The organism is Bacillus cereus group sp. MYBK14-1 (assembly GCF_051916885.1).
In the GTDB taxonomy this organism is placed as follows: Bacteria; Bacillota; Bacilli; order Bacillales; family Bacillaceae_G; genus Bacillus_A; species Bacillus_A cereus.
In genome coordinates this window covers 1-14,849 of record NZ_JBQAHM010000023.1, presented here as the reverse complement: position 1 = coordinate 14,849, position 14,849 = coordinate 1, and the positions used below count along the sequence as shown (strand labels likewise).

Genomic DNA, 14,849 nt, shown 5'->3' with positions numbered 1-14,849 from the left:
CGCCTCGCTTCTATCTAAATCTCGAGGTGGGGGGCCTTACTTCCCGCGAATACCGGGATAAATACAAATACAGCTAAGATTAGGGGGGAACTACGATGCCATTAGTCATTGTAGCAATTGGGATTTTAGCATTACTTTTACTGATTATGCGCTTTAAATTAAATACCTTTATTTCATTAATCATTGTATCGGTCGGGGTTGCTTTAGCACTTGGAATGCCACCAGAAAAAATTTTTAAAACCATTGAAGCGGGATTAGGCGGAACACTTGGTCATTTAGCACTCGTTTTTGGACTTGGTGCGATGTTAGGTAAGTTGCTTTCAGATTCTGGGGGCGCACAACGTATTGCCATGACACTTGTGAAAAAATTTGGTGAAAAGAACATTCAATGGGCTGTTGTGACTGCCTCATTTATTATCGGGATTGCATTATTTTTTGAAGTAGGATTAGTATTATTAATTCCAATTGTATTTGCGATTTCAAGAGAATTAAAAGTTTCTATCTTATATCTCGGTATTTCGATGGCAGCAGCTTTATCTGTAACACACGGATTTTTACCGCCACACCCAGGACCAACTGCTATCGCTGGTGAATTGCATGCAAACATCGGTGAAGTATTACTTTACGGTTTTATGATAGCGGTTCCAACGGTTGTGTTAGCTGGACCTGTATTTACTAAACTTGCAAAAAAACTAGTACCTGATGCGTTCACAAAAACCGGTAATATCAAATCTTTAGGTGAGCAGAAAGTATTTAAACTTGAAGAAACTCCTGGCTTTGGAATCAGTGTTTTTACCGCTTTACTGCCTGTTCTTTTAATGGCAGTCGCTACAATTATTACTTTGCTGCAAAAAACAATGGGATTCAAAGATAATAGTTTACTAGCAACGATCGAGTTTATTGGGAATGCGGATACTGCCATGTTGATATCCTTACTGGTTGCAATCTATACAATGGGATTGGCAAGAAATATTCCAATCAAAAACGTGATGGAATCTTGTACAACAGCAATCTCTAATATTGGGATGATGCTTTTAATTATTGGTGGAGGCGGCGCTTTCAAACAAGTATTAATTGATGGCGGCGTTGGTAACTATGTAGCCGAATTATTCAAAGGAACTTCATTATCACCGATCTTGCTCGCATGGATTATCGCTGCCATCTTACGTATTTCATTGGGGTCTGCTACGGTTGCTGCATTAACAACTGTCGGTTTAGTGATTCCGATGTTAGGTCAATCTGATGTTAACCTTGCTTTAGTTGTCCTTGCAACAGGGGCTGGTAGTTTAATTGCTTCACACGTGAACGATGCTGGTTTCTGGATGTTCAAAGAGTACTTTGGTTTAAGCATGAAAGAAACATTTGCAACATGGACTTTACTTGAGACTATCGTTTCTGTAGCCGGATTAGGGTTTACTTTATTACTAAGTTTATTTGTATAGATCTTTCTAAACAGTAAAAGGGATACGGCAGCTGTTAAATGTGATTTTTCATAATTAACCGGTTATTCTTCATGATTGATTAATAAGAATGAAAATTTCTCTTTATTTTTTAACTCGATAGTGATGTGCCGTGTCCCTATAACCTTTTGCACGAATACTGGCAGAGCCTATTGAAATGAAAAAGATTGATTATTTGATTAAAGTGTTATTTTAGGTATATATACTATAATACAGAGTAACATACATGGAAAGGAACGATGGAATATGAAAAAGTTACAAATTGGAGTTGTTGGTGTGGGCGTTATGGGAAAAAGCCTCGCACTTAACTTTGAGAGCAAAGGGTATTCTGTTGCCCTATATGATATTTCAAAGGAAAAAGTTGATGAAATCATTGAGGAAAACCGTGGTAAAAACTTAGTTGGTACTCATATAGTTGAAGAGTTTGTTAACTCACTTGAATCACCTAGAAAGATTTTATTAATGGTTAATGCAGGGGAAATTACAGATAAGGCGATTGATTCTCTAGTCCCTCACCTCGATAAAGGTGATATTTTAATTGACGGTGGTAATACATACTTTGTCGATACAATTCGCCGAAACAAACGTCTTGCCGAAGAAGGAATCAATTTCATCGGGGCAGGTGTGTCAGGCGGCGAAGAGGGTGCATTGAAGGGACCATCTATTATGCCAGGCGGACAGAAGGATGCATACGAAAAAGTAAAGGATATGCTTGAAAACATCTCTGCAAAAGTGAATAACGAGCCTTGCTGTTCTTATATCGGCCCTAATGGGGCAGGCCACTATGTAAAGATGGTTCACAACGGTATTGAGTATGGAGATATGCAATTAATTTGTGAAGCATATTTCTTCTTGAAACAAACACTTGATTTGACTGCAGAAGAGTTCCATGAAATATTTGCTGAATGGAATAAAGGTGAACTGAACAGCTATCTAATTGAGATTACAGCCGATATCTTCAAGAAGAAAGATGAAGAAACTGGTAAGCCATTAGTGGATGTTATTCTTGATACTGCAGGACAAAAGGGTACAGGGAAATGGACAAGTCAAAGCGCACTTGATTTAGGTATCTCTCTTCCTATTATCACGGAATCTGTATTTGCACGTTGCATTTCTGCTTTAAAAGAAGAGCGCGTGAACGCAAGCAAAGTTTTATCTGGCCCTAAAGATAAAACAGCGATTGGAGTTGAAAAAGCTGAATTAATTGAAGCAGTGCGCCAAGCTTTATATATGAGTAAAATTTGTTCTTATGCACAAGGATTCACGCAATTGAAGGCAGCTTCTGAGGAATATGATTGGAACCTTGATTTTGGCAGCATTTCTATGCTTTGGAGAGGCGGATGCATTATACGTGCTGCCTTTTTACAGAACATTAAAGAGGCTTATGAGACAAACACTGACCTACCGAACCTTTTACTTGATCCATACTTTAAAGAAATTGTAGAGTCATATCAAGGCGGATTACGCCAAATTATCTCAATGGCGGTACAACAGGGCATTCCGATACCTGCATTTTCAGCAGCAATTTCTTATTATGACAGCTATCGTACTGCCAAACTACCTGCAAACTTGTTGCAAGCGCAGCGCGATTATTTTGGAGCGCATACGTATAAACGAGTAGATAAAGAAGGTACATTCCATACAAAATGGATATAAAATAAGAAATGGACTAAGATTAAATTCTTAGTCCATTTTTCATCCCACAATTCGCAGGCTATAAGACTCCCACTGATGGAAGTTCACTTTAAACGAATAACTGAATCAAAATGCGTTTATTTTTCCCATTTAGATGAAAAACCACACATAACCTTTAAGGTGAAATGTTATCTGAATAATCCGCACGATTATTGGTTTTTACTCCTTTTATTTTGGATCATTTAAATCCTCTTTACTTGCCTTTAATTATATAAAACTGCTTCTATTTGTAAAATCACTACTTTACAATACAATTTCAATTTTTAAAAGTAAATTAGTTAAACACACTTATTTTTTGCTTAACGCCTAGATAACTTGTTACTCTAAGTCAAAATTCAAATACCCCAGCTGCTTCTTATTTAAAACTACATAGCCTTATCACGGCTATAAGCTATTATTTGAAACTATATAGTCTTATCGCGGCTATTACTTCTTACTTGAAACTATATAAGCCTTATCACGGCTATAAACTCTTATTTGAAACTATATAGCTTTATCGGGGCTATAAATTCTTATTTGAAACTATATAGCTTTATCGAGGCTATAAGCTATTATTTGAAACTATATAGCCTTATCGCGGCTATTACTTCTTACTTGAAACTATATAGCCTTATCACGGCTATTACTTCTTACTTGAAACTATGTAGCCTTATCGCGGCTATTACTTCTTACTTGAAACTATGTAGCCTTATCGCGGCTATTACTTCTTACTTGAAACTATGTAGCCTTATCGCGGCTATTACTTCTTACTTGAAACTACATAGCCTTATCTTGGCTATTACTTCTTATTTGAAACTACATAGCCTTATCTTGGCTATAAGCTATTACTTGAAACTGCATAGCCTTATCTTGGCTATAAGCTATTACTTGAAACTGCATAGCCTTATCACGGCTATTACTTCTTATTTAAAATTGTATAGCTTTATCACGGCTATACTTCTTACTTGAAACTATATAGCCTTATCATGGCTATAAGCTATTACTTGAAACTGCATAGCCTTATCTTGGCTATAAGCTATTACTTGAAACTGCATAGCCTTATCACGGCTATACTTCTTACTTGAAACTATATAGCCTTATCGTGGCTATAAGCTATTACTTGAAACTGCATAGTCTTATCACGGCTATTACTTCTTACTTATAATAATGAATAGCTGTATTGTGGTTATAATTTCGTAATTTATGAAACGTTATAGCTATATGATGGCTACAACTAAAAAAAAAATGAAACGAGAATATCCTGAAAATCATTCGACTAAAAAATTTTTTATTCTATGTAATTTACTAATAAACGTTGATATAAAGCCATTTCATTAAATATGAAAGAAAAAACGATAAAATTATTATAGCTATATGATGGCTACAACTTTCACTTTAAAACTTCAAACAAATCTATATATACCAAGGGTTACAGCAACTTTCAATAAAATATAACTTATTTTAAAAACATGAAACGTTATAGCTATATGACGGCAGGAAACATGAAACGAAATGAAACGATTATAGCGTTATGATGGCTACAACTTTTCATTTAAAAACAGTTATAACTCCCTATATATCAGTGTTTATACGAAATCTATAGAAATTTCTTAGTCAATCCAAAATATGAAACGTTATAGCTATATGATGGCTACAACTTTAAAACAAAATTAGCATAAAACCCTATAAAATCAATGGTTGAGTAAGATTTCTCCCGCAACATACTACGTTTCATATTCAAAAAACTTCATAGCCCTATGGTGGCAACAAACTTTTTTTTATGAAACGTCAAATCCCTTGTCCCCCAAGGGATTTGGGCACGTTTCATTTTTTTATTTTTCCTCTTAAAGGGACAGATTTCACCAGTATTCGATTTGATATAATCAAAAATGAAATTCTATATCTAATTGTGGGGAAAACTGCAACTTAACATAAAAGGAGGTGAAAAAGATGGCAAAACCTTTCGTTATAAAGAACAAACGTAGTTTGAATGGTGAAACAACAACACCGGTAATTGTAACAATTAAATCATGGCAAAAGTTAGTAAATGCTTTAGAAGGTAAGTATTACAGTTTTAAAGATACTTATCTAGAAGACATTGTGAATTCAATGTCCTATGAAGAACGAATTGCAGATGAAGAGGGGTTTGTTGCTAAAGCAAAGCCATCTTTTTCACTGAAAATGAAAAAGATTGTAGATAAAGTAAGTGAATTTGATAAAAACGAAGGCAGAAAACATAAGCTATATGGAATTACAAATGCTGATTTAGAAGTATTTCTATTTCTTCATAAAAAATGTAATACATATGGTGAGCTTTCGCATGTATCGATCCATATGCTTTGGGAAGATTATAAAAATTATAAAGAAGCATTTGCACATATTCACCACTCACAATTTTATGTAGCTTTGAAGAAGTTAAGTTTCCATAACATCATTACAATCGAAAATGAGTACAGTGGTAAATATAAAATCACCTTAACTGATTTCATGAATAAAGAAACGAATAAAGCAAATGCATATACATTTATTAGCCCGATAGTATTTACCAAAGAATTCTTTGAGTTATCCATTGCAGCTAAGAAACTATTCATGGATGTAGCAATGCAGCAGAAACGCGAAACTACCCTGAAACGTTCTTTATTCAAAGTTGATGAACAAGGAAACTCAACACACTTTGGTGGTATGTATCGTTACTTACATAAGAAATACCCACATCAGATTCGTGCTGTACTTGAGGAATTAGAAACAAAACTTTCTGCTACTGGATCTCCTTTATTTAAAATTTGCAAGTTAGAAAAAGGGAAGCAGAATAAAAAGCAATACACAACATTGCATTTATCTGTACATCCTGATTTCTTATGTGCAAAAGAAGAAGGAGCAGAATACCGTGATCCATTTACACCACGAGATACATATAAGCGTAAAGCTAAATTCATAGAAAACTTGTTAGTTGAAATGAATATTTCTGAATTTGCAAAGGATATGAACCAATTCATTAACGTTTTAAAACACTCCTGTCATCGTCAAATTCGCCAAGTAGTTCGTGGCTTACGGGAAATGATTGATCGACAAGAAGGATATCCGAAAAAGCTTGTTTATACACTAAGTAAATTATTAAAGCAATCTTCTCAATATCGTGTATTAGACACAGCTGCTAAAACTGGTATTTATCCTTTAATTACACACAATGTACCTAAACATGAACAAGAAGAGGCCATTTTTAAATTTGGTACTCATTTTGCTATATACTCTTTACGCAATGTTCAAAAGCTATTCCGTAAAGCGCATGACCTGCTTCATGCGAAATATGCTGTACCTGTAACTATAGATGCATATCATCGTAATTACATGCAGTATCAAGAGGAATCACTATTTAGAAAATATGCTTATGAGCAGGGCGTAAATATTAACGCATATACAGCATTAGAAATTGAAATTCGCGAACTCTTAAAGGCTAGTGGACATAAAGGAAATCAAATCCCTAGCGATATTCGTGAACTGTTCATTGAAAAAATTGATAAATTGCCGAAGGAAAAGATTCGTGTAATTGAAGTCCCTGAAGACTTTGATTTAATTCCGTTCCTACAATCTTTAGAAGCATATTACCGTTCAACAAATGAAATACCACATACGGTTGATCAGCTGCTTCCAGCAATGCAATGATACAGCTCTCTATTTTTGAAAAAAGCAAAAGTGGAGGGCTATTCGTGTTGGAGATAACATGTGAAGAGTATTACTTCAAACAAAACAGAGAGTAAGTTTTCAATTTTAATGATCACGACTCTCTATTTTTTATGCAATTACATACATTGCACGTAAATCAAAATAAGATATTCACAATTTCTGTTTTTTAAAATCTGAATTTTCGATTCTTTTGTGTCATTTTATCTACAAAAAAGCATAAATATTTTTTTATAATTCTGTTGATATCTTAATAATTTTGACCTGATGTGTATAACATAAAGCCTTAAGTACTGTTCTTATCATGTTTTACCTCTAAATCTACTTAAAATCAGCAAAACTTCTGTTAGTTATGTTTAAAAAGTGGATTCTGTTCCTAACTTTGACCTATTTGTTAATAAATTGTGTGTAGTTTTTAAGAAATGTGGAAAGCTTGTTCATAAATCAGCAAAATTTACATTTATTATTTATTCATTTACTCGCATCAAATTAACGATGATTATATGTAGTTTTTATATACCTACTTTACGATATTTTGTAGTTTTTAATCATCATCCAGCTCATTAAGTTCATTCCCAGTATTTACTTTTTATGATTTTTTACGGCTAGAGTAATGATGAACCCTTAGCACAGCAATGTTTTAAGACGATTTTTTCTCTGTATAAAAGTCTTATCTTTTTTCTTTATATATATTAAAGATATATATTATATTAGGTTTTTATATTGTGTAATACTTACTATAGAGAATAGATCCTGTGTAAAACCAATTTCATTTCTTAATGGAATTGGTTTTTTTATGTACTTTAATAAACAGTATATTTAGTTTTAATCATTCTAAAAAATTTTTGATATAAAACACAATTTTTTTTATTTCTCTTAGATTTCCGAAAAAAGTAAATCATACTTAAAGTAGATAGTTGATTAGTGGAAATTACAATGAACTTGGTAATCTCCTAACCATTTAAAAAGAGAGGTGAAGACATGGTAAAAAAGAAATCCCAGGAAAACGCGGAAAAAAAGAAATTTACATTCTTTAAAAAAGCAAAGAATAAAACAACTGAAATATTAGATATGCAACAAGAAAATTCAGAAGCACTTAAAGAAAAGAAGAAACGTAAAACAAGGGAGAAAGTTCCAGCGATAACAGGAAGAAAAGTAGGTAAGGTTACATTTTGGTGTGTGATGGGATTCGTGTTTGCAGGAAGCTCCCTTTCATTTATCCAACTTGCCGGTCCTCCTAGAGCAGTAGCTGTTCAGGAAAAGAAAGAGGAACCCGTAAAAATTAAAATGTCAGAAGCAGAATTAATTGCATATGCGAATAGTTTTGCCACCAATTATTTTAATTGGAAAGTTGATATGAATGTAGCTGAAGAGCGAAAAAAACGATTAGAGAAATTTCTAGTTGATGGATCCGATGAGCAAGGTGGATTAAATAGGGATACTTTAAAAAACGCTTCTAGTACTTTAGTCAAATCGGAAGCAGTAGAAGTCCGGCAAAAAGGAAATGAAGCAGAAGTTACATTGAAGATCATTCAGAAACTAGAACCTGTAAATAATCTTGCTCCTGGAACGACACAAGCTCCAGACACACAAAAAGAACCAAAAGAAGTTACAAGGTACTTCTCTATTCCAATTTTAATGGAGAAAGGGAAGATGGTAGTCCCTAACAACCCTACAATCGTTCATGGAGAGAGAGAAAAGGCACCTTATAAAGTAGCCACTTTCAAATCAGAAGGACGAGAAATTAATACAGAAGCAGAAATAAAAAAAGTAGAACAATTTTTACATTCTGTATTTAAAGTGTATACAGAAGGAACACCAGAAGAAATTGCTTACTACTTTGAAAAAAGTAATATAACAAATGGACTAAAAGGTATTATGACATTTAGCAAATTAGAAAACCTACGAATTTATGAAGATAAGGATAAAGGATACAGAGTCTTAGTTGATGCCAAGTTAAAAGACAATGATAGCAGCTTAGAGTACACATACACATATGATTTAAATCTTGTAAATAAAGATAACAAGTTTTCAATTAGCTCTATGAAGAAATTTGAAAACACATTAGAGAAAGTGGAGGGTAAATAATTATGGAGCTTTTGGGATTAGATATAGTTGCTCAGCTATTACCTGCTATTACAGATGCCGCGGTTCTAGGGAACATTAATTTTGGGGTAAATATTAAAAACTGGTTAGTAGCTCAGTTAGGTCCCATATTTTTAGTTGTAGCAATCATCGGTGTAATAGTTTTACTTGTAAAAAGACAAATGGCTGGTCTAATTGGTTGGTTAGTACTTTGTGCGATTGTATCTGTGTTTGTATTCACTCCAGATGTATTCAAAGACCTTGGAACAAAATTATATAATTTATTATTTAAATGATCATTTGTAAAAAATAGAAATTTTAAGGAGTTGGTATAAGTGACTCAGAAACCGACTCGCAAGGAAGTAAGGACTTACAACTCTATCTGGGATATTCCTAAGAGTTTATATGGGATAAGGGATATAACACTCCCTTTCCCTGTACCTTACAGACAGCTGGGGATTTTTGTTGGAACACTATTAATAATAATATTCTTAGAACAAATTTTACCATTAGGAAACAACGTCTTTTTCAAATATCTAATATTACCTGGTGGTATAGCGTACTTCTTTGGAAATGTAGAATTGGATGGAAAAAGTCCACACAAATTTATATATCGATTCTTTGTATTTACATTTGAAAAAAAGAAGTTAAGTCGTTATAAAGATACAACTGGCAATATTGGAAGCTATCAATATAAGACAGTAGTTCGATTTAAGGATGATTCAATTAAGAAAAAGTAATTAATTAATCTATACGGAAGAATTAGTTTAGTCTCATATTCTTCTCTAAGGAGGCACAAATGAATCAGGTTGAATTTCCAGTCAAATATTTTCATGATAATTTGATTTTTAACCAAGATGGTTCTTGCTGGGCGTATTATGAGGCATACGGGATTCCTTACGAATTTAAAGGAGACGATGATAAAAATACGTTGTTTATGCGACAACTCGGATTATTTTGGAATTATGAAGAAGAAAAACATCTCTTAATGATACCTGTTTATCAGAATTTCAAAGAAAAAGCCGATGAGTTTAAACAAACAATCAGTGGAGAACTAAAAGAGCTTGCAATCGATCATACTGATGATGTTGTCCATGAGTTAGAAAGGAAATTTGGTAAAAACGCTGTAGAATATCGCTACTTTATAGGTGTGAAATTAAAAGTAAGACACATACAAGAAGGACTTAAGGAAATGCTTTATACAGCATTTCATACCTTTAAAAATACTGCAGAACAGTTTGGATTACTTGGTGATACCAAAATATTAAAAACTGATTTAGAGATGTTTAAACGGGAATCTAGCGCTTTTAAAAACAAAATAAGAAAACATTTAGCAGTAAGAAGTCTAGAAACAAATGAAACTCAATGGATTGTGTTACGAAACTTCTATCGTACATTGGAAGCACCTGTTACAGCAGGGTGGACGCCACCTGTAGTTGATGATGATTCTGCTATCTTTCCGAATCAAGAGAGTTTATTACGCTTAACAGAATCCGAAATAGACGTTAAAGGAAGACATATAGAAATGTCTCAAATCGGTTCTGATGGATTAGAGTATCCAGCATATATGAGTTTCTTATCTGCATCGAAGATTCCATACACAATGGAATTTCCAGACCAAGAGTGGATGTATATGATCCAAAATATAGATTTTCCAATCGAACTAAGTGTTCGTACAGAAAATATTAACCATCGTAAAGCTCTATCTAAACTTAATAAAAAGAAAAAAGATTTAGAAGATCAAGAAGCACATGCAAGGGAAAATGCACAAACTGTTGGGCTAAACGTGTATGAAGGTGTTCAAGAAGCTACTGAATTACAAGCCCTCATACAAAAGACACGTATGCCACTAGTTAAGACATCAGTATCTTTCTGTATATGTGCTGAAGATATAGATACAATGCGCCGAAATACAAATTCACTTATTTCTATTTATAGAGAGATGATGATTGAACTAGTAAGACCATATGGAGATCAGTTCCTGCTGTTTAATGAATTTATCCCTGGTGCTAGAAGATATGTAAATGATTATATACACTTTATGGAGCCTGGAGTTCTAGCGGCCGGTATGTTTGGTGCAACACAAGATTTAGGTGATAATATCGGATTTTATATAGGTACAACTGGTATTTTAAACAAAGCAGTTTATATGACACCTTCTCTCGCAGCGACAAATACCGTTGTAAATCAAAAAACGAGCGCACTTTCAGTTGCAGTAACAGGAAGTACGGGTTCTGGTAAATCATTTGGAACAAACTTAATTGTTTACCTAGCGGTGCTAGGAGGGGCCCAAACACTGATAGTCGATCCAAAAGGTGAGAGGGGGAACTGGACAGAAGATCTACATGGCTTAGAAGGTAAGGTAAATGTAATTACACTAGGGACTGATAGACGAGATGAAGGGAAACTAGACCCATTTATCATTCATAAACATAGCCGAAAAGATGCAATTGAGTTAGCGATGACAATTCTTACTTTCATTACAGGTATTAAACCAGATAACTCGGAGAAATTCCCGCGCTTAGCTTCAGCCGTAGAATTCGTAGCAGGAATGGAAGAGCCGTGCTTAACAGCTGTATCTCAATACCTTGAAGATAGTGAGGATAAAGTGGATCAACAATTAGCTGCTCATATTCAAGCATTTGAGAATTTATCATTTGCACACTTAATCTTTGGTGATGGAACAAATAGAGATATTGAACTTGATACAGCAGTAAATATCATACAAATTCAGCATCTTGATATGCCTGATATTCAAAAAGATCCGAAAGATTATACCTTACAAGAAAATTTATCAGTTAGTATGCTGATGTCTCTATCTTCTTTTGCAAGAAAATTCTTTCAAAAGGACCCTACTAAATTCAAAATTGTTCTATTAGATGAAGCATGGGCAATCATGGGAACTTCTCAAGGGCGAGAGTTAGCTCGTAAGCTAGTTCGTGAAGGTCGTGCCTTAAACTCTGCAGTATACTTTGCAACTCAAAGCGCAAGTGACCTTGGAGATGAGACATTTAAGAATAATATCGGTATGAAGTTCTCATTCCGTAATACCGACAGTAAAGAGATTTCTTCAATCCTAGATTTCTTTGGTTTACCTGATAATGAAGAAAATCATGCGATTATTACTAATTTAGAAACAGGACAATGTTTATTCCAAGATATCCAAGGAAGAACAGGTGTTGTCACAATGGATGTAGTGTTTAAGGATTTATACGATGCATTCGATACAAGACCAAATGCAAGAAAGAATTATAGAAAGTCAAATGATGATGAAAAGCAGGAAGTTAATGCAACCTTTGTCGAAGAAGGGGGAGAAAAAATAAACGTAGGAGTGAGTTAACATGGTAAAAACTAAACTAAAAAAATTAATGCTATCTAGTCTTTGTGCTGGCGCTCTAATTCTGAGTGCTGCATGTGGAAATAGCGAAACAAATGTAGGGGAAGAAAAAGATAAACAGGGGCACACTCCTAGAGAAATGATGTTGGATTTTGTAAAAGCCGACTTACAAAATGATAATAAAACAATTAGAAAACTTATCGTCGATGGAGATAAAAATAAAATTTTAGATCCGAATCAAGGACCACAAAATAATTTATCTTACAAAGATTATACAGTAAAAGAGTATGTGGTAGATAAGGATACAATAATGTATAACTTTATTTCAAAGAAGCCCCCTAAAAATATCGATAAAGCAGTGAAATGGGTAAGAGTAGTTCGTACAGAAGATGGTTTCAAAGTTCGTAGTTATGCCGCCCCTTATCGAAATGAAATCGATGAAGTAGCAAATACTAAACCTACAAATGAGTTTAGTTCGAAAGATTAATAGGTTTCCCATTAAAGGGGGAGTAACATGTAATGAAAAAGTTTATTACCCTATTGTTATTAATTTGTACTTTGATTTTAGCATTTAATTTACTTTTTAAAGCTACCCCAGTATATGCAGAGGAAGAACCCAGACCTTCTCTTATAGATGATATTATTCCAAAGAGTAAGGAAAAATTAAAATATGAAGAATACCCTCCAAGTAGCTATGGGATTGATATATATACACCAGAAGGTGGATTTGGTGAATCCCTTAAGTTTTGGAAATGGGGGGATAAAGTTAAAGAACAAATGGTTGCTGTATTATTTAGTCTTATAAGTATTGGATGGACCATTAATCTTGGAGTTAGTACTTTTGTTACAAGTATGGTTGGCCAATCTATGAGTCTTAATATTGTAGCGGATGTAGGAGATAAATTAGGCGATGTAATTTCTAAAGCAGCAGGGTTCAATGGTTCTTGGGGGAATGGAATATATAGTGAATTAATTGGACTCATGTTAGCTTTATTAGCTTGCTGGGTTATCTGGGTAGGCTTTGTACAACGACGTCAGTCAGAGATGCTAGGAGGATTGTTAAAAGCATTAGGGATCTTAGTTTTCACCTTAGGTTTTTTCGCAAATTCAAGTTATATTATCAAAGGACTGAATACCTTTTCTGAACAAGTAAATAAAACTGTTCTTGATTCAACTCAAAGTATTAGTGGAGCGAGTGAAGGATATTCAAGCGGTGTCGATTCTATTACCGATTTAACACACACTTTATTAATCAAACAACCGTATACATTATTGCAATTTGGTACAACGGATATGAAAAAAATCGGTGATGAAAGAATTAAGAAAATGTTAACAACAACAGCAGTAGATGAAAGGCAGGAGCTATTAAAAGAGGAAGTAGAGCAGAAGAAAAATACGATATTAACTTTGGATGCTACTTTTGAGCGTGGCGCTTTAGTATTACTACTTTTCTTAATCAATGGACCATTATGGGTTGTCTTAGGCTTATGTAGTATGGCGATGTTGTTCTACCAATTAATGTTTATTATCGTAGCATTAATGTCACCTGTAATGTTATTGATGGCACTAGTACCTGCATGGACTGGGACAGCAAAGAGATTTTTATCTGAATTGTTCCGAACGCTGCTTATGAAAGTTGCAATTGGCTTTCTTATAACTTTAATGTTTTGGGTTTCTTCAATCTTATTTAGCGCAACTGATAAGTATGGTTATTTAGTAGTTGCTGCATTACAAGTACTTTCGTTCTTAGGTGTTTGGTTATATCGTAAAACAATTTTTGATGCTATTACTACGGTACCAGCAAGTGCAGGAGCTGCACGCGCATCAGATGCTATGAGTAATATTAGGCAGAAATATCGTGATGTTAGACGTGGATCTAAGACAGTTGGAAGAGGTGTAGCAGTAGCTGGAGCCGCGGGTGTTGCAAGTGCGGCAATGGCTGGAAAAGTGGGTAAATCAGGCTATAGTAAGTTTAAACAGTTGAAAGAAAACTATGCTGATAGAAAAGAGAAGGTAGCAGATGGTAAACGCAAGGAAAAAGAACAAATGCAAGCAGAAAAAGAAAAAAATATTAGTCAAATGAAAAAAGAAGAAAATTTAGGTGTTCGTGATAGAAAAGGACATCAGGAGCAAGAAATGGTTCAGGAAGAAGTAGCCGCAACTAAAGAAAATCCAGAATTAGCAGTACGAGAGAAACCTCAAGATAATAATATTGAATTACAACAAGCAGAATTAAAAGATAAAGAAGAAAATGTAAAGGCGAATGTTAAACCAGTAGCACCATTAAATGAGGAACTAGGTAATAAAGAAGAAGATGTAAAAGCTCAAATCAGACCAGCTGCGCCTCAAAATAATAGTGGTCTTGATAATAAGCAAGAAAATGTAAAAGCGGAAGTAAAACCATTAGCGGCAATTAAAACACCAACAGGTCAAACAAAGCCAGTTACAACACCACAGTCAGGAACAACACCGTTACAATCGAATCCGATTGAGAGTAAACCAATTACAACACCACAGTCAGGAACAACACCATTACAATCGAATCCGATGGAGAGCAAACCAATCACAACACCACAGTCAGGAACAACACCGTTACAATCGAATCCGATGGA

9 protein-coding genes are annotated in these 14,849 nt (G+C 34.3%); all 9 read left to right on the top strand.

What is annotated here, in order from left to right; translation table 11 throughout:
• Window positions 1-95 precede the first annotated feature (95 nt).
• Entirely contained in the window at window positions 96-1,442 is a 1,347-nt protein-coding gene (gene gntP, locus ACTFR3_RS28415; protein WP_001131717.1) for a gluconate permease GntP, read from the top strand.
• Window positions 1,443-1,706: 264 nt separating this feature from the next.
• Window positions 1,707-3,116 (top strand): NADP-dependent phosphogluconate dehydrogenase, encoded by a 1,410-nt coding sequence (gene gndA, locus ACTFR3_RS28410; protein WP_017658258.1) that lies wholly within the window; start codon window positions 1,707-1,709, stop codon window positions 3,114-3,116.
• 1,968 nt (window positions 3,117-5,084) lie between these two features.
• Window positions 5,085-6,797 (top strand): hypothetical protein, encoded by a 1,713-nt coding sequence (locus ACTFR3_RS28405; RefSeq protein WP_173602548.1) that lies wholly within the window; start codon window positions 5,085-5,087, stop codon window positions 6,795-6,797.
• A gap of 999 nt (window positions 6,798-7,796) precedes the next feature.
• Window positions 7,797-8,903, top strand: a complete 1,107-nt coding sequence (locus ACTFR3_RS28400; RefSeq protein ID WP_440045081.1) for a conjugal transfer protein — start codon at window positions 7,797-7,799, stop codon at window positions 8,901-8,903.
• A gap of 2 nt (window positions 8,904-8,905) precedes the next feature.
• A complete protein-coding gene (locus ACTFR3_RS28395; RefSeq protein WP_071732369.1) occupies window positions 8,906-9,196 on the top strand; it encodes a hypothetical protein in 291 nt (96 codons plus the stop codon).
• A 39-nt stretch (window positions 9,197-9,235) separates the two neighbouring features.
• On the top strand, window positions 9,236-9,640 hold the full coding sequence (locus ACTFR3_RS28390) for a TcpE family conjugal transfer membrane protein (protein ID WP_000192353.1): 405 nt from the start codon (window positions 9,236-9,238) through the stop codon (window positions 9,638-9,640).
• A gap of 59 nt (window positions 9,641-9,699) precedes the next feature.
• Window positions 9,700-12,240: an ATP-binding protein gene (locus ACTFR3_RS28385; protein ID WP_440045080.1), complete on the top strand. Its 2,541-nt coding sequence runs from the start codon at window positions 9,700-9,702 to the stop codon at window positions 12,238-12,240.
• Window position 12,241: 1 nt separating this feature from the next.
• Window positions 12,242-12,724, top strand: coding sequence for a hypothetical protein (locus ACTFR3_RS28380; protein WP_000241153.1), 483 nt, complete (start codon window positions 12,242-12,244; stop codon window positions 12,722-12,724).
• A gap of 32 nt (window positions 12,725-12,756) precedes the next feature.
• Window positions 12,757-14,849: CD3337/EF1877 family mobilome membrane protein (locus tag ACTFR3_RS28375; RefSeq protein WP_440045079.1), on the top strand; the 2,093-nt coding region annotated here is incomplete at its 3' end.

Excerpts from the sequence above, each read along its gene's own strand:
- gntP (WP_001131717.1), top strand. The coding sequence starts at position 96 with ATGCCATTAGTCATTGTAGCAATTGGGATTTTAGCATTACTTTTACTG.
- gndA (WP_017658258.1), top strand. The coding sequence starts at position 1,707 with ATGAAAAAGTTACAAATTGGAGTTGTTGGTGTGGGCGTTATGGGAAAA.
- ACTFR3_RS28405 (WP_173602548.1), top strand. The coding sequence starts at position 5,085 with ATGGCAAAACCTTTCGTTATAAAGAACAAACGTAGTTTGAATGGTGAA.
- ACTFR3_RS28400 (WP_440045081.1), top strand. The coding sequence starts at position 7,797 with ATGGTAAAAAAGAAATCCCAGGAAAACGCGGAAAAAAAGAAATTTACA.
- ACTFR3_RS28395 (WP_071732369.1), top strand. The coding sequence starts at position 8,906 with ATGGAGCTTTTGGGATTAGATATAGTTGCTCAGCTATTACCTGCTATT.
- ACTFR3_RS28385 (WP_440045080.1), top strand. The coding sequence starts at position 9,700 with ATGAATCAGGTTGAATTTCCAGTCAAATATTTTCATGATAATTTGATT.
- ACTFR3_RS28380 (WP_000241153.1), top strand. The coding sequence starts at position 12,242 with ATGGTAAAAACTAAACTAAAAAAATTAATGCTATCTAGTCTTTGTGCT.